This window comes from Rhizobium sp. Pop5 (assembly GCF_024721175.1).
In the GTDB taxonomy this organism is placed as follows: Bacteria; Pseudomonadota; Alphaproteobacteria; order Rhizobiales; family Rhizobiaceae; genus Rhizobium.
In genome coordinates, this window is the sequence record NZ_CP099399.1 from 1,961,467 (window position 1) to 1,980,444 (window position 18,978).

Below are 18,978 nucleotides of genomic sequence, written 5' to 3' on the forward strand. Positions count from 1 at the left end.
GGCCGATAGGCCCCGCTTCCGCCCCTAGCTATGCATTGAGGCGAAACGGCGAAATGACTAAGTGCCAAACCGCCGATTTGTTCCGGTTCTAGGAAGTCGGGGATTAACCTCGCGTGAATGTTGCAGTCTGCCGAGGTTCATCTCGCCTGCTGTTTGCGCCGCAAATTGCGCGGGAATTTCTATTGCAATTCTATGAGAAAAAGTCTGATTATCGGCACAAGGCGGTGCCCGTCACCGTTGAGCAGCAGCCGTCAGCCCAAGAGAAAAAAGCGCGATGGCTACCAACAGAGAGGATCCTCATGCGTATTTCCACCCGTATTTTCGCGGCAGCCTCGATTGCGGCGATGTCTCTCTTTGCCGGCTCGGCCATGGCCGACGGCGAGAAATATGTGATCGGGACTGATTCGACCTACCCGCCCTTCGAATTCGTTGACGCCAGCGGCACGATCCAGGGCTTCGATATCGATATCACCAAGGCGCTCTGTGCCCAAATGAAGGCCGAGTGCACCTTCGTCAGCACCGACTGGGACGGCATCATCCCGGCGCTCAACGCCAAGAAATTCGACATGATCGTCTCGTCCATGTCGATCACCCCTGAGCGTCTCAAGCTCGTCGACTTCTCCAACAAGTACTACAACACCCCTCCGGCCATCGCCGTGCCGAAGGACTCCAAGATCACCGACGTTGCCGGCCTCAAGGGCAAGGTGATCGGCGCGCAGACCTCCACGACGCATGCCAACTACGCCGAGAAGCACCTCGCCGACACGGAACTGAAGCTCTATCCCACGGCTGACGAATACAAGCTCGACGTTTCAAGCGGTCGTGTCGATGCCGTCATCGACGACGTCGTCGTTCTCTCCGAATGGGTCAAGTCCGACGCCGGTGCCTGCTGCAAGATCCTGACGACCCTGCCGGTCGACAAGGAAATCAACGGCAACGGCGCCGGTATCGCCATCCGCAAGGGTGACGCGCTGAAGGAAAAGCTCAACACGGCGATCGCTGCGATCCGCGCCAGCGGCGAGTATAAGAAAATCCAGGACAAGTACTTCGACTTCGACGTTTACGGCGAATGAGAAATTCGGTATCTGGCCGATGAAGCTAATGGCGGGAGGCTTGCTCTTCCGCCATTTTTGTTTGACAAAGGTGGCAAGATTAAAACGGCAAAAGCCGTGAGGGGAATTCTCGCATGGGCGGATTATTTTCCGCGCTTGGCTCCTTCTGGAGCTCACTTGTGCACATCTTCGATCCGCTATGCGGACCTGTCGGCATCTTCACCTGGTTGGGTCAGTCGACGATTCTGGCCTGTGGCGACACCGGCTTTGGCGACGAGATCGCACTCGGCCTTCAGGTCACCGTATCGGTCGCTATCGTCACCCTGCCGATCGGCCTCGTCATCGGTTTCCTGGTGGCGCTCGGCCAGCAGTCGGAAGAGAAATCGCTGCGGTTGGCAGCAGGCATCTACACCACGATTTTTCGCGGGCTGCCGGAGCTTCTGACGCTCTTCATCATCTATTATGGCATGCAGATGCTTATCCAGTCTCTTCTGGAACTTGCCGGCTATGTCGGGCCGCCGATCGAGATCAATGCCTTTCTCGCCGGCGTCATCGCGCTGTCGGTGGTCTTCTCCGCCTATTGCTCGGAAGTGCTGCTGTCGGCGTTCCGCGCCATTCCCAAGGGTCAATATGAAGCGGGAGATGCGCTCGGCTTCCATCGCGGCCGTACGCTGCGCCTCGTCGTCCTCCCGCAGCTCGTGCGCATCGCGCTGCCCGGCCTGACGAATCTCTGGATGGTGCTGCTGAAAGACACCTCCTACGTCTCGATCATCAGCCTCGCTGATATCCTGCGTCAGACGAGTGTGGCGGTGCGAGTCACCAAGGAACCCTTCTTCTTCTATGGCATCGCCTGCGGTCTCTATCTGGTGCTCGCCATCCTCTCCTCCTTCCTGCTCGTCTATATCGACCGCTGGGCCAAGCGTTCGGAGGTCCGCCGATGAGCTACGCCGAAACACTGATCCCGCCGCAGCCCGCACCACGCGAGGTGGCAAAGCCGATGACGGCGGCCCGCCTCGCCGGCTATATCTTCGTCGCATTTTGGGCATTGTTCGCCGCGCTGCTGGTCTTCACCGTCATCAATGGCTGGGATCCTGATAAGTTCACCCGTTACGGGCCGCGCTACCTGCACGGCCTGGGGATAACGCTTAGCCTCGTGGCCATTTCGGTTGTCTGCGGCGCCGTCCTGTCGCTGCCGCTTGCCACGGCGCGCCTGTCGAAAAACAAGGTGCTGAACTGGCTCGCCTATGGCTACATCTATTTCTTCCGCGGCACGCCGCTGCTAGCCCAGCTCTTCCTGGTCTATTACGGCCTCGGCGTGTTCCGACCGCAGTTGGAGGCGGTCGGCATCTGGTGGTTCTTCCGCGACGCCTGGTATTGCGGCATCTTCGCCATGACGATCAATACCGCGGCCTATCAGGCGGAAATCCTGCGTGGCGCGATCGAAAGCGTACCGCATGGCCAGCGCGAGGCAGCCGCGGCCCTCGGCATCCACCAGGTGATCGCCTTCCGCAAGATCATCCTGCCGCAGGCTCTGATCGTCGCCCTTCGCCCCTACGGCAACGAGATCATCCTTCTGATCAAGGGCTCGGCCGTCGTCGCCATCATCACCGTGCTCGACCTGATGGGCGAGACCCGCTACGCCTTCTCCCGCACCTTCGACTACCAGACCTATCTCTGGGCGGCGATCTTCTACCTCTCGATCGTCGAGGCGCTGCGCCATCTCTGGGCCTGGATCGAGCGCCGCCTGACCCGCCATCTGAAACGCTGACGCATGACGCTCCAAAGCTGTACATCTGTTTTGGATAACGGCATGCATCAAACGAAAGCCGGCTTAGCAGCACTCGCCGTACCATGCTGCTAAGTCATTGAAAACAAAAACAATATCTCCTGCGTGTCGCATCTGTTAAACTTGCGTTAACCACCCATGTGTTTTCATTTCACGTAGCGCTAATAAAAGCGCGAGTGGGAACGAAAAGAAGAACACGATGCACAAGGATATGGAAAAGCAGCTGCAGGGCTATGGCCTGACGACCGCCCAGATTCTCTACCATCTGCCGGATCACCCGGCGATCCTGCAGAGCTACGTCTGGCAGGACTATGACTTGGCTCCAGATTTTCCCGAGATGCGCGGTTTCCTCAAGTTCTGGCAGGAAAAGCTCGACGGGCCGCTGCATTCGGTGCGCTACGTCCACCGCAAGCTGATCTCGGCAACCGAATGGCGGGCGCTGAAGGGCGAATTCATCCTGCATTAGAGCAGGATGATTGATATCGTCCGAAAAACCGTGAGAGTTTTCGCCATCATGCTCTGATCACACATGCGCCTCGCCATGGCCGAATTCGCCTTCGTCGCGATCGGGACGCAGGGCGAAACAAACGATGCCGAGGTAGAAGGTGACGACGATTGCGATGACCGCAAGCCCGGGAAGCGGCCCGAGCACGGCGTTGTCGATGACATAGCTCCATGAGTGCGCCTGCAGCGCCGCCACGCCCTCCGTCTGCAGTTTCGGCGTCGAGATCTTCAGGCACCAGGCAAGAAACAGGATGAAATACATCCAGCCGTAATTGCGTTTGAGCCGTCGGTGCATCGCTTCCGAATAGCTGAGCAGGAAGCGCGGGTGTCGCAGACTGTTGGCGATCACCGCGGCCCATTCGCTGCCGGCCTTGGCGTCGGGCGCCAGGATCTGTGCGAAATAGCACCGCTCGATCTGGCGGATCCGGGCGCGGTAGATATCGAAGAAGCGATAGCGCCGCGCCTCGATCATCAGAAGCAGCGTCACCAGCATCATCCCGAACAACAGCACGCCGTGATGCGAGGTCGGCGTCGACAGCGACACCGACAGCAGTGCTGCGACCACGGTGATCGCCCAGTTCGACGTTCGGTCGATGCGATCGCGCCAGCTGGTCATTCGGCCAAGTTCACCCCGGTAGTAATGAATGAGCGTGTTGGTGACCTCGGCCGGTGTGCCGGGCAGCAGCTCCTGCGCGCCGTGGCTTTCCCGGGCCGATGACACCTTGTCTTGTTCCATGTCCATAGCTGTTCCTCGCTTCGTCTTCTTTTCGGCCATTCTGCGCCAGTCGCCACGCCATTGCAAAATATCGAAAGCCGCCGTAGAGCCATGCCTCAAACAGAAGGACGATAGACGGCAATGGCAAAGAAGATCGACGAAGAAGCCCTTGGCGAAGCCTATAACCGCGCGCTGGCGCTGGAGAAATCAGGCGATATCGACGCGGCGGTGGCAGCCTATGAGGAGGTCCTCGCGCTCGATCCCGACGATCACGGTGGCGCTGCCGTGCGCATCGCCGCGATGGGGCGGGGCGAAACGCCGGCCAAGGCGCCCGACGCCTATGTCGAGACTTTGTTCGACCAGCACGCCGAGGTCTTCGAGGACGTCCTCGTCGAGCAACTCGGCTATCATGTGCCGATGCTGGTGCGCCAGCGCCTGCAGGCGTTGAAGCTCGGGCCGTTCAAGCGTCTGCTCGACCTCGGCTGCGGCACCGGTCTGACCGGCGGCGCACTGCGTGATCTCTGCGCTGATATGACCGGCATCGACATCTCCGAGAAGATGGTCGAGATCGCCCATGAAAAAGACCTCTACGAGACGCTCTTCGTCGCCGAAGTCGAGGATTTCCTTGAGGACAACGATGAGGAAGCCTTCGATCTCATCACCGCCACCGACGTGCTGCCCTATCTCGGCGCGCTCGAACCGCTGTTCTTTGGCGCCGCCGAGAACCTGACGACGGGTGGCTTGTTCGTCTTTTCCTCCGAAACGCTGCCCGAGGATAGTTTCGCCGGCCGCGCCTATATGGTCGGTCCGCACCAGCGTTTCGCCCATGCCGACGCCTATGTGAGGGAGCGCCTGACAGCCACCGGTTTCGAACTCGTTGAGATGTCGGATATCAACGTGCGCATGGAAGAGGGCCAGCCGACCCCTGGCCAACTGGTGATCGCCCGCCATATCGGCTGATGGCGATACTTGCCCATTCGGTGAAGTATTTGTTGCGCGATCTCACCCGACCTGATACTTAGTCGATCGGTAAAGTTTATCGTAACGATAGAAAGGTCGCCGCATGTCACTCGTGCTCTATGGACATCCGCTCGCCTCCTTCTGCCACAAGGTGCTGATCGCGTTTTACGAGAACGGCACCCCCTTCGAAAACCGTCTCGTCGACCTTTCCGACGAGACATCGCGCGCCGATCTCTTCCGCTTCTGGCCAGTCGGCAAGATACCGCTGCTCAGGGACGAGGCGCGCGACAGTACCATTCCCGAGACGTCGATCATTATCGAATATCTCGATCACTATTATCCCGGTCCCGCGCGCCTGCTGCCGCTGGAAATCGACCGGGCGCTGCAGGTCCGCCTCTGGGACCGATTCTTCGACCATTATGTCCAGGTGCCGGTGCAGAGGCTCGTCATCAATCGTCTGCGCCCCGAGGGCAAGGCGGACGAAATCGAGACGGCAGCCTCCAGAACGACGCTCGCAACCGCCTATGCCATGATCGAAAAGCAGCTGGGCGAAAGCCCTTACATAACGGGCGACGCCTTCACCATGGCTGATTGCGCCGCCGCCCCGGCCCTCTTCTATGCCGAGACGCTGGTTCCGTTTTCACCGGATCAGCCGAAGCTTCGCGCCTATTACGACAGGCTGGTGGCGCGTCCCTCCTTCGCAAGGGCTCTGGAAGAGGCCCGCCCCTATTTCAAGTTCTATCCCTATCATGAGAAGCTGCCGGCCCGCTTCCGGGATGCAGCCGAATGATCGAAAGCCAGGCGGATCTCGACCGGATGTTCCACGCGCTATCCGACCGCAGCCGTCGCGGCATGATCGACCGGCTCGGCCGCGGCCCGGCCACAGTGACCGAACTGGCCGCGCCGCTCGCCGTCGCCCTGCCGACGGTGATGAAACATCTGCAGGTGCTGGAGGAAAGCGGCCTCGTGCTTTCGGAAAAGTCCGGCCGGGTGCGGACCTATCGCCTGCAGCAGGATGCTCTTGCCGCCGTCGAGCGCTGGGTGGAGCAGCGAAAGGCCCGCTGGACCGCCGCCTTCGACAGGTTGGACCAACTTCTCGCCGATGAAACGGAGACACTTCCCGAATGACGACCCGAACCGCCGAACATACCACCTTCGTCATCGAGCGCCGCCTGAAGGCGCCGGTCGCCCGGGTCTTCCGCGCCTGGTCGATGCCGGAGTCCAAGCGCCAATGGTTCGCCTGCCATGGCGATTGGGCGCCGCTGGAATATGCGCTCGATTTCCGCCCCGGAGGCACGGAGAGAAACTATGTCGCCGACACCGATGGGCTGCTGCACGCCTATGACGCCCATTACATCGATATCGTGCCCGATACCCGTATCGTCTATGCCTACGAGATGAAACTCGGACAAACCCGTATCTCCGCCTCGCTCGCCACCGTCACCTTCAAGGCCGCCCCCGGCGGCACCAAGATGATCTTCACCGAGCAGGTGGTCTTCCTCGACGGTTACCCCGACAACGGCGCCCGCCTTCAAGGCACCAAGATCGGCCTCGACAATCTCGAACTGTTTCTCGAGCGCGAGATGAGTCCGCTCCATTAGGCGAGCCGAGGCAAGTCTCAGGCGCCGCTTGATTTCTTCCCCCGCGCCGACGTGTTCAGCGCCGAAGCGGCGCGAACGAGCGCCTTCAACGCCTCTTCGTCGATCTTGTCGCCCTCGTGGAAGTCGATGGCACGCCGGGTATTGCCTTCAAGGCTGGAATTGAACAGTCCCGAAGGATCCTCCAGCGATGCTCCCTTGGCAAAGGTCAGCTTCACCACGCTCTTATAGGTCTCGCCGGTGCAGATGATGCCGGCGCGCTCCCACACCGGAACCCCCCGCCATTTCCACTCCTCGACAACATCGGGTTCGGCCTGCTTGATGAGCGCTCGAACCCGCGCAAGCATTTCGCCGCGCCAATCACCGAGTTCCCCGATCCGCGCATCGATCAACTGAGAAGGTGAGGCTCCCTCTTTTTCCTCGCCGGAATCGATCTTCTTCATGCTCGCCGTCGCTTTCTTCATGATCATCTCTCTCCCGTCACTCGGCCCGACTCTCTCACATCCGTTCACCAGGCAGCCGGCTCGCCTGCTCCACCCAGGAGGCGATCTGCGCCTCGTCGATCGGGTCGCCCTCGCGGATATCGAGATAGCGCACCTCTTTCTGCTTGGACGCGCCCGGCGGAAGAGGATTAAGCGAGGCTCCCTTGAAGAAAGCCACCTTGACGTAATGCGTGAAGCAATGGATGCCGAGGAACCAGCCCTGCCCTTCCATGCCATAGAAGGGCGAGTTCCATTTGACCGCCTTGGAGACGCCGGGCACGGTGCCGGTGATCAGCGCATCGAGGCGGCGTCCGATATCGCTCTTCCAGCCCGGCATGGCGGCAATATAGGCCTGGACGGAAGCGTCGCCGTAGCCTTTGGCTATCTGCGGGTTGCCTCCCGAAAGAAGGGTTGGCCCCGCGGCCATCGGCCTGGAGGCAGTCTTCTTCGTCACCTTCTCCGCGGCTTTCGACGTTCTGCCCGCCATAGCGTTTACTCCTATCCGCCGGCGCGTTCCACGTCGCGCCGCTTCTCTACATAGGGCAGCACGAACATATAGAGACCTGTCACGAGAAGCAGGCAGAGCGGCAGCAGCGCCAAGAGCCCCACCCATACGGTCGATTTCTCCTGCACCATGGCGATGATATTGACTATGACGGCCACGGTAAAGGCGATGGACACCCAACGGTGGATCTGCCGAAACCAGTTGTTCCAGTTCAATGGGAATTCCTCCTCAAAACGCACCCGGGCGGTGGGCTGTCAGCTCGACCGAGCCCCTCACTCCGTCCGCGCCAGCACCTGTTCCAGCTTGTCGAAGAACTGCGGCCACCCGCTCCTGGCTCCGCCATAAGCCTGCCGCTGGTCCGCCCGGAAACCCGCCTGCTCCATGCGCAGATGCGTGCCCGCGCCTGTCGGCGTAAGCGTCCAGGTGACGACGGTTTCGAGGCCATAGGCGCCCCAGCTGTAAGCAAGCGTCTTGTTTGGCTCCACTTCGAGAACCCGGCAATCGACCGAGCCCCAATCTGCATTGAAGTTGAAGCGATGGTCGACAACAGGTTTGAAATCGCTCTTCATCAGCCACTCCTGGATCAGGTGCGGCTGGGTCAGCGCCCGCCAGATCTTCTCCGCGGGAAAGGGCATCTCCCTTTCGATGACAACGGAACGTATTTCAGTCGAGGTATCGTTCATTGATCCATCCTCTTCAGCAAATCTTCGAGAGCGTCGAAACGGCGTTGCCAGAATCCGGCCATCTCACTTGTCCAGTCGACGAGCGGCGCAAGCGCGCCGAGCTGAGCGCTGTAATGGGTCTGGCGCCCTTCATGACGATCACGCACCAGCCCAGCCTGCTTCAGAAGCCCAAGATGCTTCGAAACAACAGGCTGCGAAACCCCGGCGCGCTCCGTCAACGCCCCGACCGTCTTCTCCCCTTCGCGGCACAGCCGCTCGAAAAGAGCCCGCCGAGTCGGATCGGCAAGCGTCCTGAAGAGCATGTCTTGAGCGTTTGACATTTGATATCCATACCTATGCGGCTATGAATAAACCTATAGCCATCGAGATATACGTATGTCAAGCGCCGAACCATATGATATGACAATCGAGAAGAAAACGGGCATAAAGAATACCTCATTGGCTATGTGTTGTCGCCAATCGCCAGTCTGAATGGCAACCCCAAAAAAATCGCCGGAAGCCACAGACGGCTTCCGGCGATATCATACTCTGCGTTTTTGCTCGAACTCAGGAACCGGAGACAACTTTCAGATTGCCGCCATGGCTGCCGCCGGCGAAGACCTGCTTGCGGCCGAACTCGTTGTTGAAGGCAAGTCGCTGCTGCTCGCGGGTAATGTCGAGTTCGGGGAAAAGCAGCTCGGCCACGCGATAGGCCTCTTCGAGATGCGGATAGCCGGACCCGATCACCGTATCGATGCCGATCTCCTGATACTCGCGCAGCCGCGCGGCCACCGTCTTCGGTGAACCCACAAGCGCGGTACCCGCGCCGGCGCGCACCAGGCCGACGCCGGCCCAGAGGTTCGGCGAGACTTCGAGCTTGTCGCGACGGCCGCCGTGAAGCGCAGCCATGCGTTTCTGGCCGACTGAGTCGGATTCGTGGACGAAGCGCTCCTGCGCCTCGCGGATCGTCTCGTCATCGAGATGACGGATCAGGCGCTCGGCCGCCTCCCAGGCCTCCTCGTCGGTTTCACGCACGATGAAGTGCAGCCTGATACCGAACGTCACTTCGCGGCCGCGCTCTGCCGCGGCCTTGCGCACCTTGGTGATCTTCTCGGCCACATCAGCCGGCGGCTCGCCCCAGGTCAGGTATTTGTCGACGCGGCCGACCGAGAAATCGATCCCGGCATCCGAGGAACCGCCGAAATAGAGCGGCGGGCGCGGGTTCTGCACTGAGGGAAAGCCGAGACGCGCATTGGTCGCCTTGATATATTTGCCGTCGAGGCTGGCCGTGCCCTTGTCCAGCAGTTCCTCGAAGACGGTGAAGAATTCCTTGGCATGGGCATAACGCTCGTCATGCTCGAGATGGATGCCGTCGCCGGCAAGCTCCGCCGGACTGCCGCCGACGACGATATTGAGCAGCAGGCGACCGTTGGAAATCCGGTCGAGTGTCGTTGCGAGACGCGCGTAATAGGCAGGCGATGCCGTGCCCGGACGGATCGCCACGAGGAACTGCAGCTTCTCGGTCTTGGCCGCGAGTGCCGCCGCCGTCACGAAGGATTCTTCGCAGGCGACCCCTGTCGGCAGCAGCACGCCGGAATAGCCGAGCCGGTCGACGGCCTGGGCAATCTGCGTGAGATAGCCGATCTCTGGCGCGCGATTGAGATCCGAGGAACCAAGATAGGTTCCGTCGCCCGATGTCGGAATGAACCAGAGGAAATTGATAGGATCGGATGTGGCTGTCATGGAAATGGTCCTTTGCTGCGAATTCGAAAATCAACGCTCGAGGCTGAACTGGCTCTCGGCAAGCGACGAGACACAGGGCGCCCGCCACACCGCCGCCGCGCGAATGCTTGGGAGGATCGCGGTGGCGGCGGTAGGAAAGCCTGACATCTGTCTGCACCTGAGCATCTGAAATATCCTGTCGATCGGCCGCTGCTTCCCGACGGCCCTCGATCGCAGCAATACTGACATAGCCTACAGATTATATCGACAATATCAATTTGCCATTACAAGCCGCTTCGGGGAATAATTTTCCCCGTTCGGCGCCCTGCTCCGCTTTCCCCCTCGGCTTCGGCCGCCAACCGCTCGCGAATGAAGGCAGGACCACCGGCAAGACGTTTTGCAAGCAGGCTCGCCGGATCGACCATGCGCCAATAGGGCGTGACCGCTGAGAGCGCCTCCCCCTTCTCCAGCGCCCCGAAGGACAATTCGGCGATCACACGCAAATGCCGCTGCACGGTCACCGGGCAGCAGGCATCCGCACCATACTGGGCAGCAAGACGGCGGCGGATGACGGCTGCTTCGGTGACGACACCTTCCGGCGCCGACCGAATTTGCTCTGCGACCATCCCTCGCGACGGAATAAGCATCGCCTGCATGCCGCTGCGGCCTTTGCGCCGTGGCTTGATCGTGGGAATCTCGCTCATGACACCTCCCGGACACATTGTGCCTTTTCGCCAATCTAGGGCTCGGCCAGGCGGCGGCCAGCCTGATATGCCGCAATCGGAAGGAACTCTGCCTTCACGGCTTTTCCGACCCCGCCGTTTCGGTTAATCCTCAGGCATCTCACTCAGAAAAGGATAGGACATATGGCAAAAGTCGCGTTCATCGGTCTCGGCGTCATGGGCTTTCCCATGGCGGGTCATCTGAAGACGAAGGGCGGCCACGATGTTACCGTCTACAACAGAACGGCCGAAAAGGCCGCCGCCTGGGCGGAGAAATTTTCCGGCAAATCCGCCCCCACCCCGGCCGAAGCCGCCGCCGGCGCCGATTTCGTCTTCGTCTGCGTCGGCAACGACGAGGATCTCCGCTCGGTGACATCGGGTGAGAACGGCGCCCTGCACGGCATGAAGCCGGGTTCGGTGCTGATCGACAACACCACTGCCAGCGCCGAGGTCGCCCGTGAGCTTTATGCGGCGGCCAAAGAAAAAGGTATCGATTTCATCGACGCTCCCGTTTCCGGGGGCCAGGCAGGCGCCGAAAACGGCGTTCTCACGGTCATGTGCGGAGGAGACGCAGCCGTCTTCGAACGCGCACGGCCGGTTATCGACGCATATGCCCGCATGGTCGGCCTGATGGGGCCTGCCGGTTCCGGTCAGCTCACCAAAATGATCAACCAGATCTGCATTGCCGGCCTCGTCCAGGGACTTGCCGAAGGCCTGCATTTCGGCAAAAGCGCCGGCCTCGATATCGAAAAGGTCGTCGAAGTCATCTCCAAGGGGGCAGCTGGCTCCTGGCAGATGGAAAACCGCCACAAGACCATGAATGCGGGCAAATATGATTTCGGCTTCGCGGTCGACTGGATGCGCAAGGATCTCGGCATCGTGCTCACCGAAGCCCGCCGCAATGGCGCCAAGCTGCCGGTCACCGCCCTCGTCGACCAGTTCTACGGCGACGTCCAGGCGATGGGCGGCAATCGCTGGGATACGTCCTCGCTGCTTGCCCGCCTCGAAAAATGATCGGCCCCTCCTCCGACGCAGCCGCACTGATCGCGTATCTGCAAACGCTGCGCTCGGAGGAGAACGTCGCCGCCATGGCGCGTTTCGGTATCGTCACTGACACCGCTCTCGGTATTTCCAATCCCGATGTCAGGGCGGTGGCGAAGAAGGTTAGGAAAGATCACCTCAGGGCGATGGAACTCTGGCAAAGCGATGTCCGCGAAGCTCGCCTGCTCGCCCTCTACACCGCCGAGCCGAAGCGGCTGATGATGGAAGAAGCCCGCCATTGGGCCAATGATTTCAACTCTTGGGAGATCGTCGATTGCGCCGCCGATCTCTTCGTCGAGGCCCGACTGGATGAGCTCATACGGGAATTCGCGGCTAACGAACGCGAATTCGTCCGCCGCACCGCCTTCGCCATGATATCAGGCGCCGCCGTTCATAGGAAAGATGATCCGGACACCGAACTCCTCGCCTGGTTGCCCTTGATCGAAGCTCACGCCCGCGATTCCCGCAACTTCGTGCGCAAGGCGGTCAACTGGGCGCTGCGCAGCATCGGCAAGCGCAGCCGAGCCTGCCATGCGCCGGCGTTGACACTTGCGACGCGCTTGGCGGAAAGCTCCGATAAAACCGCCCGCTGGATCGGCAAGGATGCCGTCAGGGAACTCTCAGGCGAAAAGCTGTTGGCGCGGCTGAACTAGAGAAGATCACGCTTTGCCGCATTCCCGATAAACCGCGGCGCCGGAAACCGGGCAATCAGGCATGAGGGGCGAAGCCTCTTGCCCGCCGTCAATGATGTCTGGATTTTTCGACCAGGAAATCGATCAGAACCCGCACGGCCGGCGGCATGCCCTTGGCCGTCGTGAAGACGATATAGAACTGACTTTCTTCCGACTGCCACTCCGGCAGCACCCTCACCAGCTTGCCGGCCTGAAGATCGGCCTCGCAGGCGCTTTCGAGCAAAAGTCCGAATCCGAGGCCGGCGCGAGCCGCATCGAGAATGGCGGTCATGCTTCGGCAAGTGAGCCGCGGCTGATGCCGGATCACCTGTCTGGCGCCATTCGGGCCGATCAATTCCCAAGTGTGAAACGACACCCACGAAGTCATCGCCAGCGTCGGCAGATCGGCAAGATCGTCCGCACAGCTCACGCCTCCGACACGCTCGACGAGGGACGGACTGGCGACAAGAATACGCCGCGCCCGGTCGAGCTTGCGCATCGTCAGGCTCGTCTGCGTCTCCGGCTCGTTGGTTGCCCTCACTTCGAGGTCAATGCGTTCATTGATGAGGTCGGCACGCCGGTCGGAGCCGATGATCTGCAGCTTGATCTTCGGATAACGCTCCAGGAATTCGGGGAGTATCCCTCCGACGGAGATGTCGACAAGGCCGAGCGGGCAGCCCATTCGTACGACACCCTGCGGGTCGGATTGAGCTTCGCTGACGATCGACTTGGCGCGATCGGCCTCTTGAAGGATGGTCTGGCACCTCTCGTAGAAAGCCTGACCGATCTCAGTGACCCGGAAATGGCGAGTCGAGCGTTCTATGAGCCTTGCGCCAAGCCCTTCTTCGAGCCGGCTGACCCGCCTGCTCAGCTTCGAACGCGGTATCTTGAGGTCACGACTTGCGGAAGCAAAACCGCCGCTGGAGACGACAGCGGCGAAATAATAGTAGTCGTTGAGATCGTCCATGAAAACAAGCTATCCGAGAGTAGAAATGAATGCCAGTCCCCCACCAGGGTTGTATCTCCGACTCCAAAAGAGCTGTGATCACATTGTCGGCATTGTATTTTCTTTTCACGACCTGTTGCCGGAAAGCCGGCCGACGGCGGACAGAACATGGACTGAAAGCCCCGTCCGCACGAGTCTTCGTTCACCCGATCCGGTTGACAAATAAAAGACGGCTTTGCCTTGAGAGGTAGAAATGATGCCGACGTGCGATACGCAACGTGCCAGCTCGGCTCAGGTGAAGAGGTTACCCAAACAGAGAGCGTTGAAGACTATACGCCAAAACGCCGCAAGGACGGTCCGGCAGGGAAGACCGGACACGTCCCCGTAGCTGATCGGAGGTCACTCAGATCAGAAACTGATTGAAGTGCCCCCGGTCCGAAGACCGGGAGCATCATTAAGTCGATTAGAACGAACGCTGCAGACGGAAGTAGCCCGTCGTGGAGTCATCGCCATCATCCGGATCGAGGTACTGAACCGAAGCCTTGGCGTAGAAGTTGTCGACGATCTGGTAATCAACCGTCAGACCCACCTTCCAGGCATCGCCGAGACCGTCGAAGTCATCCGGAACAGCCTTGCCGCCACCAAAGTAGTTGCCGTAGTACTGAACGGCCGGGGTGATCTTCAGCTTGTCAGTCGCCTTGATGGCGTATTCAGCAGCAACAGCCCATTCAGCCGCAGAGTAGTAGGAGTTCGGGCCGGAAGAGTATACGCCGGCGAGGCCGAGCGTGCCGGGACCGATGTCAACCGTACCCATAGCGCGGATTGCGCCGTCTTCGTTGTCGAAGTCCCAGCCGCCGGTGACCTGGTAGCTGAAGGCGCCAGCCTTGCCACCGACTCCGAAGGCAACGCCAACGTTGTTCGGACCTTCACCAGCCTTGTAAACGCCGTCTTCCAGTTCGTCGACGCTGAGGCCGGCATAGAAGTCGCCGGTTTCGTACTGATAACGGATGGAGTTGTGCAGTGTTTCGACCGAACCGATGTCGTCGGTTTCGCCGGAGAGGCCGTCGTCCCACCAGCTGTAGAACAGACCAGCGCGGAAGCCCGCGATGTCGAGATAAGCGGAGTCGAGCTTGGCTTCCTGGCTGGAGGCATTGTCAGCATTGAACTGCATGACGATGACGCCGGTCAGCGGACCGTACTCGGTATCGCTCTTGGCCGTGAACTGAACCTGACCGCGGGTAACTGCATCCCAGTCAGAATCGCCGCCGACGTCTTCGCCAACGTTAACCTGGAAACGGATGTAGCCTTCGATCTTGAGGCAGGTTTCGGTGCCCGGGATGTAGAAGTAGCCGGTGCCGTAAGCGTCGCAGACGCGAACATATTCAACCGGTTCCGGCTCAGCAGCAACAATAGCGTCAGCTGCAAGAACCGGCGTCGATGCAGCAAATGCTGCTGCTGATGCTAGCAAAACCATTCTGATGTTCATTTACCAATCCATTCCTTTGTCGATCGGGGCTGATTTCCCATCGGGTAGTCGATTTGAAGCCGGCCCAGTTTGAACAGCCATCTCGGCGTGCGGATCGATCGAACCGCCAAACTGTCATCACATACAAGGCACTCTCAAGCAATTCTGGATATACGCGAGATGGGCTTCCCCGGGCAACTTTACCCGACGACGTGATTTTTATACAACAATATCAGATATTTAGTGACTTGAGACACACCAAGCGGCCCCGCGACGGAAATCCTCCATCGCAAGCCGCAAACCCTACGCCCCAATTGTCAAATTCTTCACCGTTCGATCCCCGTCGAACACATTGGTGAAGTGCCTAAAGTCTACCGCCGGCTAATGAACACATTCAAGGTGGCGGTGTAGGACATCGTGTTCTGATTTCGATACCAATGCGACAAAATGATGACACAACGCGCACTGGTACTATCAAACATACGCCCACAACCGTTATCAGGCTATATATTTTTTCCAGATTTCGTCGCGATTGGAGCGTTTTTTCGCAATTTTGAGGGCTTTTCTGCACTCTAGCCTGCGTGTTTCGGCCTCAGTGTGGCCAGCTTGCGGCACCCGCTTGTCACGGGAATGCCGCAAATGACGCCATCTCTTTCCACGTTGGCAAGCAGACCGCACGTCGAAGCTCACTTATCGCAAGGCACTTTTCGCGCGGTCAGACGCCGCACATATAGACTCAGTCTTCGTTGGACTTGGCGTTCTCAAGGATCATGTAGTCGAGCGGCAACTGAGTCGAATACTTGATTTGCTCCATCGCAAAGGCGGAAGAAACGTCGCAGAATCTCGATCTTGGCGATCATCCGCTTGTAGAAGGCGTCGTAGGCGGCGATGTCAGGCACGACGACTCGCAACAGATAGTCGACATCGCCGCTCATCCGGTAGAATTCGACCACTTCCGGGAATTCGGCGACCACCTCGGAAAAGCGCCGCAACCATTCGATCGAATGCGTCGCCGTCCGAATCGACACAAAAACGGTGACCTTGGTATTGACCTTCTCCGGATCGAGGATCGCGACGCGACGCTTGATGACGCCGTCTTCCTCCATCTTCTGGATACGCCGCCAGCAAGGCGTCGTCGAAAGCCCGACTTTCTTGGCGAGATCGGCCACGGCGAGGGTCGATCTTCTTGCAGCAAACGCAGTATTTTTCGGTCGAGGCGGTCCATGCGCACAACAGTCCTTTCGAATTATTTTCTCTGTATAACTCGATTCCGCACGACGAAAAGAATTTTGTTTCAGGAAAGCAGCATTTTCGTCCGTTCCTGCAAGACCGGCAGCAATTCTTCCTCAAACCACGGATTGCGCTTCAGCCAGCCGCTATTGCGCCAGCTCGGATGCGGCAATGGCAGCACGGTCGGCACCCGGTCGGAAAGAAGACTGTCGCGCCATGCCCGCACCGTCTCCGTCATGTTGCCCCGCCGCTCCGGAGCCATATGCCAGGCCTGCGCATATTGGCCGATGACCAGCACCAGTTCGATCTGCGGCATGGCCGAAATCACCCTTTGCCGCCAGAATGGCGCGCATTCGCGACGCGGCGGCAGATCCGCTCCCTTGTCGTCGTAGCCGGGGAAGCAGAAGCCCATCGGCACGATGGCGAATCGGTCGCGATCGTAGAAGCTCGCCCTGTCAACGCCGAGCCATGACCGCAGCCGGTCGCCGGAAGCGTCGTCGAACGGGAGACCGCTCTCATGCACGCGAAGTCCCGGCGCCTGCCCGGCGATCAGGATGCGCGCGCTCGACGAGATCACCGCGACCGGCCGCGGCTCGTGCGGCAACCGGTTCTCAAGGCCCCGTACCGGTGCGTCACGACAGATGCGGCACAAGGCGATCTCCCGCCGCAGCGCCTCCAGCATGGCTTCGTCGATCACGTCTCTACTCCCATCCGACAATCCGCCCGAGCAGGCCAAGGGCGCTCCCGAAACCGGAACTCTCGCGCTTATGGTCACGCACATCACGCGGCCGTTCGAAAGTCCCGGCCCAAAGGCCTGCCTTGGCAGCCCTCGCTTCGGCCTCCTCCTTGCCATATCCGCCATAGGAAATAGCCATCCCCAGGCGCACCATGGCGGCGTTGATGTCGCCGCCTGTCCCGCTTCGGCAGACGACGAGCAACCTGTCGTAGCGGTCGCGCCGGCTGCCCTGACATAATGTTCCCGATGCCAGCACCATGCCTTGCAACGCCTCGCGCGCCACCCGCCCGCAGGCCCATGCCTTCCCTTCCCGTTTGCAGCTCTGGTTAAGCTCCGGCGCATCGATACCTTCGAGACGCAAACGTTCGCCTCCCGATGTCAGGCTGTCGCCATCGGCCGCGTGGAAGGTGCCGGCATGCTCGATTTTATCAGCATCATTGAGCTTGGCGGCAATCAGCGCGGCGAACGCCAGGAAGACAAACGCGGTCACGCCGTCGCGAATAAGGCGCAGGCTCCGTGTCACGCTTTTGCCTCCTTAAAAAACAAATCCTTGGCAAAGATGGCAAACATCTTCTTAAGAATTGCCGGTTAAGCTCTTATCCACCCTGGGATGAAGTTTCAACGTGCACATGAGTACCGGCGTAAGCACATCGACCGACAAGATTATCGTCGACAAGTCGCGTAGCCACCGCAACAAGGCCGTTTCCAAGGCTGTGCGGCAGACACGCGAACGTCTTCAGTCTGGTCATACGTCCAATTCCTCCTTCGACCGCGATGTCCTTAAGATGTATGTGGCGTCGGTGCTGCAGGGCGCGACGATCATGCCGCTCTTCGTCGTCATTATCACCGCGCTCGGCGTTTACTTCACCCAGAACACGCAATTGCTCTTCTGGGCGCTGCTGACGCTTACCTGCCACGCCGGCAATATCCTGCTTGCCCGGCGAGCGCGCCGGCAGGAAATCACCGCCGAAAGCGCCCGCAGATGGCGCCGCCTGCTGCTCGCCGGCCAGTTCCTGCTTGGCTGCTGCTGGGCAATCTTTGCGCTGCAGGGCTGCGACACCTGCGAGCCGTCGAGCTTCATTCTTTATAAGGGCGCGACCCTGCTGATCGCGCTTTCCGTCACGGCGATGTCGAACTTCATGCTGACGCCGTCCGTGCTCGTCGCCTTCTCGCCTGCAGTTCTGGCGCTCGGCGCCAAGAGCGGCCTGTCGCGCGACCTTCTCGAAATCAGCCTGACGGCCGTCTTCACCACCACCGTTGTCTTCTTCAGCTATATCAGCGACCGGCTCTTCAGGTCGAACCTCATGATCCTGTCCTACCAGTCGGAAAAGGACGATCTGATCGCCGAGCTGGAAGTGGCGAAATCCATGTCGGACGAGGCCCGCCGCCGCGCCGAAGAGGCAAACCTCGCCAAATCCCGATTCCTCGCCTCCATGTCGCATGAGCTCAGGACCCCGCTCAACGCCATCCTCGGCTTCTCCGAAGTCATGTCGGCCGAAGTGCTGGGGCCGCTCGCCAATCCGACCTATAAGGAATATGCCGGCGACATTCATCGCTCCGGCCAGCATTTGCTTGATCTCATCAACGAGATCCTCGATCTCTCGCGCATCGAAGCTGGAAAATACGAGCTGAGCGAGGAGGCGATCTCGCTTCTCGATATCACCGAGGATTGCATCGGCATGGTGCAGCTGCGCGCCCGCGCCAAGAATATTGCCATATCGGATCAATTCGAGCGGCAGTTGCCGGCCATCTGGGCTGACGAGAAGTCGATGCGCCAGGTGGTGCTCAATCTCCTCTCCAACGCCGTCAAGTTCACACCGCAGGGCGGGGAGATCCATGTCAAGGTCGGCTGGACGGCCGGCGGCGGACAATATATTTCCATCAAGGACAACGGCCCGGGCATTCCGGAGGACGAGATTCCCGTTGTGCTCTCGGCCTTCGGTCAGGGCTCGATCGCGATCAAGAGCGCCGAGCAGGGCACCGGCCTCGGCCTGCCGATCGTCCAGGCGATCCTTGCCAAACACGACGGACAATTTCTGCTGAAATCGAAGCTGCGCGAGGGCACCGAGGTCATTGCCATCCTGCCGGCGAGGCGCGTGCTTCAGAGCCTTCCGGCCGTGGAAGAAGCCCAGGCGGTCACCCGCAAGCGCAGGAGCTTTGCCTGAGTGAGCGACAGCATGA

At 60.0% G+C, this 18,978-nt stretch carries 23 protein-coding genes and 1 pseudogene; 11 read left to right on the top strand and 13 right to left on the bottom strand.

Annotation, left to right across the window (positions count from 1 at the left end; all coding sequences use genetic code 11):
- The first annotated feature begins 299 nt into the window (after window positions 1-299).
- From NE852_RS11860 to NE852_RS11875, 4 genes are all read left to right on the top strand, one after another.
- Window positions 300-1,073: a transporter substrate-binding domain-containing protein gene (locus NE852_RS11860; protein ID WP_008525567.1), complete on the top strand. Its 774-nt coding sequence runs from the start codon at window positions 300-302 to the stop codon at window positions 1,071-1,073.
- Between the two features lie 113 nt (window positions 1,074-1,186).
- Complete coding sequence (locus NE852_RS11865; protein ID WP_008525565.1) at window positions 1,187-1,993, top strand: ABC transporter permease; 807 nt, start codon at window positions 1,187-1,189, stop codon at window positions 1,991-1,993.
- The gene (locus NE852_RS11870) at window positions 1,990-2,820 is read left to right on the top strand and encodes an ABC transporter permease (protein WP_008525562.1); all 831 of its coding nucleotides are present in this window, start codon (window positions 1,990-1,992) and stop codon (window positions 2,818-2,820) included. The genes NE852_RS11865 and NE852_RS11870 overlap by 4 nt, the downstream gene beginning before the upstream one ends.
- 217 nt (window positions 2,821-3,037) lie before the next feature.
- Window positions 3,038-3,304 carry an usg protein gene (locus NE852_RS11875; protein ID WP_008525560.1) on the top strand — a complete coding sequence of 89 codons (267 nt, stop codon included), beginning with the start codon at window positions 3,038-3,040 and terminating at the stop codon, window positions 3,302-3,304.
- A 57-nt stretch (window positions 3,305-3,361) separates the two neighbouring features.
- Here NE852_RS11875 and NE852_RS11880 read toward each other — a convergent pair whose 3' ends face one another.
- On the bottom strand, window positions 3,362-4,084 hold the full coding sequence (locus NE852_RS11880; RefSeq protein ID WP_008525557.1) for a DUF2270 domain-containing protein: 723 nt from the start codon (window positions 4,082-4,084) through the stop codon (window positions 3,362-3,364).
- Window positions 4,085-4,198: 114 nt separating this feature from the next.
- Here NE852_RS11880 and NE852_RS11885 point away from each other — a divergent pair, with 114 nt between their 5' ends.
- The 4 genes from NE852_RS11885 (at window position 4,199) to NE852_RS11900 (ending at window position 6,618) form a co-directional block, all read left to right on the top strand.
- Complete coding sequence (locus tag NE852_RS11885) at window positions 4,199-5,017, top strand: methyltransferase (RefSeq protein ID WP_008525555.1); 819 nt, start codon at window positions 4,199-4,201, stop codon at window positions 5,015-5,017.
- A 103-nt stretch (window positions 5,018-5,120) separates the two neighbouring features.
- Window positions 5,121-5,807 carry a glutathione S-transferase family protein gene (locus tag NE852_RS11890; protein ID WP_008525552.1) on the top strand — a complete coding sequence of 229 codons (687 nt, stop codon included), beginning with the start codon at window positions 5,121-5,123 and terminating at the stop codon, window positions 5,805-5,807.
- Complete coding sequence (locus NE852_RS11895; RefSeq protein WP_008525550.1) at window positions 5,804-6,145, top strand: helix-turn-helix transcriptional regulator; 342 nt, start codon at window positions 5,804-5,806, stop codon at window positions 6,143-6,145. Before NE852_RS11890 ends, NE852_RS11895 begins: the two co-directional genes overlap by 4 nt.
- A complete protein-coding gene (locus NE852_RS11900; protein ID WP_008525548.1) occupies window positions 6,142-6,618 on the top strand; it encodes an SRPBCC family protein in 477 nt (158 codons plus the stop codon). Before NE852_RS11895 ends, NE852_RS11900 begins: the two co-directional genes overlap by 4 nt.
- A 17-nt stretch (window positions 6,619-6,635) precedes the next feature.
- On the opposite strand, the gene NE852_RS11905 is transcribed toward NE852_RS11900, so the two are convergent.
- The 7 genes from NE852_RS11905 to NE852_RS11935 form a co-directional block, all read right to left on the bottom strand.
- Window positions 6,636-7,079, bottom strand: coding sequence for a DUF1801 domain-containing protein (locus tag NE852_RS11905; protein ID WP_037171069.1), 444 nt, complete (start codon window positions 7,077-7,079; stop codon window positions 6,636-6,638).
- 34 nt (window positions 7,080-7,113) lie between these two features.
- A complete protein-coding gene (locus NE852_RS11910; protein ID WP_008525545.1) occupies window positions 7,114-7,584 on the bottom strand; it encodes a DUF1801 domain-containing protein in 471 nt (156 codons plus the stop codon).
- Window positions 7,585-7,595: 11 nt separating this feature from the next.
- Window positions 7,596-7,817 (bottom strand): hypothetical protein, encoded by a 222-nt coding sequence (locus NE852_RS11915; protein ID WP_008525544.1) that lies wholly within the window; start codon window positions 7,815-7,817, stop codon window positions 7,596-7,598.
- A 57-nt stretch (window positions 7,818-7,874) separates the two neighbouring features.
- Window positions 7,875-8,285 (bottom strand): SRPBCC domain-containing protein, encoded by a 411-nt coding sequence (locus tag NE852_RS11920; RefSeq protein ID WP_008525543.1) that lies wholly within the window; start codon window positions 8,283-8,285, stop codon window positions 7,875-7,877.
- Window positions 8,282-8,605: a helix-turn-helix transcriptional regulator gene (locus tag NE852_RS11925; RefSeq protein WP_008525542.1), complete on the bottom strand. Its 324-nt coding sequence runs from the start codon at window positions 8,603-8,605 to the stop codon at window positions 8,282-8,284. Before NE852_RS11925 ends, NE852_RS11920 begins: the two co-directional genes overlap by 4 nt.
- A 226-nt stretch (window positions 8,606-8,831) precedes the next feature.
- A complete protein-coding gene (ssuD, locus tag NE852_RS11930) occupies window positions 8,832-10,007 on the bottom strand; it encodes an FMNH2-dependent alkanesulfonate monooxygenase (RefSeq protein WP_258156548.1) in 1,176 nt (391 codons plus the stop codon).
- Between the two features lie 263 nt (window positions 10,008-10,270).
- Window positions 10,271-10,690 carry a hypothetical protein gene (locus NE852_RS11935; RefSeq protein ID WP_258156549.1) on the bottom strand — a complete coding sequence of 140 codons (420 nt, stop codon included), beginning with the start codon at window positions 10,688-10,690 and terminating at the stop codon, window positions 10,271-10,273.
- Window positions 10,691-10,852: 162 nt separating this feature from the next.
- Between NE852_RS11935 and NE852_RS11940 the strand changes: the two genes are divergently transcribed.
- Both NE852_RS11940 and NE852_RS11945 read left to right on the top strand, forming a co-directional pair.
- A complete protein-coding gene (locus tag NE852_RS11940) occupies window positions 10,853-11,722 on the top strand; it encodes an NAD(P)-dependent oxidoreductase (protein WP_258156550.1) in 870 nt (289 codons plus the stop codon).
- The gene (locus NE852_RS11945) at window positions 11,719-12,402 is read left to right on the top strand and encodes a DNA alkylation repair protein (protein ID WP_008525517.1); all 684 of its coding nucleotides are present in this window, start codon (window positions 11,719-11,721) and stop codon (window positions 12,400-12,402) included. The genes NE852_RS11940 and NE852_RS11945 overlap by 4 nt, the downstream gene beginning before the upstream one ends.
- Before the next feature lie 88 nt (window positions 12,403-12,490).
- Here NE852_RS11945 and NE852_RS11950 read toward each other — a convergent pair whose 3' ends face one another.
- From NE852_RS11950 to NE852_RS11970, 5 genes and pseudogenes are all read right to left on the bottom strand, one after another.
- Window positions 12,491-13,387 (bottom strand): LysR substrate-binding domain-containing protein, encoded by an 897-nt coding sequence (locus tag NE852_RS11950; RefSeq protein WP_008525516.1) that lies wholly within the window; start codon window positions 13,385-13,387, stop codon window positions 12,491-12,493.
- Window positions 13,388-13,829: 442 nt separating this feature from the next.
- A complete protein-coding gene (locus NE852_RS11955) occupies window positions 13,830-14,852 on the bottom strand; it encodes a porin (RefSeq protein WP_008525515.1) in 1,023 nt (340 codons plus the stop codon).
- Between the two features lie 715 nt (window positions 14,853-15,567).
- Window positions 15,568-16,056, bottom strand: a pseudogene (locus NE852_RS11960) (Lrp/AsnC family transcriptional regulator).
- Between the two features lie 69 nt (window positions 16,057-16,125).
- A complete protein-coding gene (locus NE852_RS11965) occupies window positions 16,126-16,758 on the bottom strand; it encodes a uracil-DNA glycosylase family protein (protein WP_008525513.1) in 633 nt (210 codons plus the stop codon).
- A gap of 4 nt (window positions 16,759-16,762) precedes the next feature.
- Window positions 16,763-17,320 (bottom strand): thermonuclease family protein, encoded by a 558-nt coding sequence (locus NE852_RS11970; protein ID WP_008525511.1) that lies wholly within the window; start codon window positions 17,318-17,320, stop codon window positions 16,763-16,765.
- 106 nt (window positions 17,321-17,426) lie between these two features.
- On the opposite strand from NE852_RS11970, the gene NE852_RS11975 reads away from it, so the two are divergent.
- The gene (locus NE852_RS11975; RefSeq protein ID WP_258156551.1) at window positions 17,427-18,962 is read left to right on the top strand and encodes a HAMP domain-containing sensor histidine kinase; all 1,536 of its coding nucleotides are present in this window, start codon (window positions 17,427-17,429) and stop codon (window positions 18,960-18,962) included.
- Window positions 18,963-18,978: the final 16 nt, after the last annotated feature.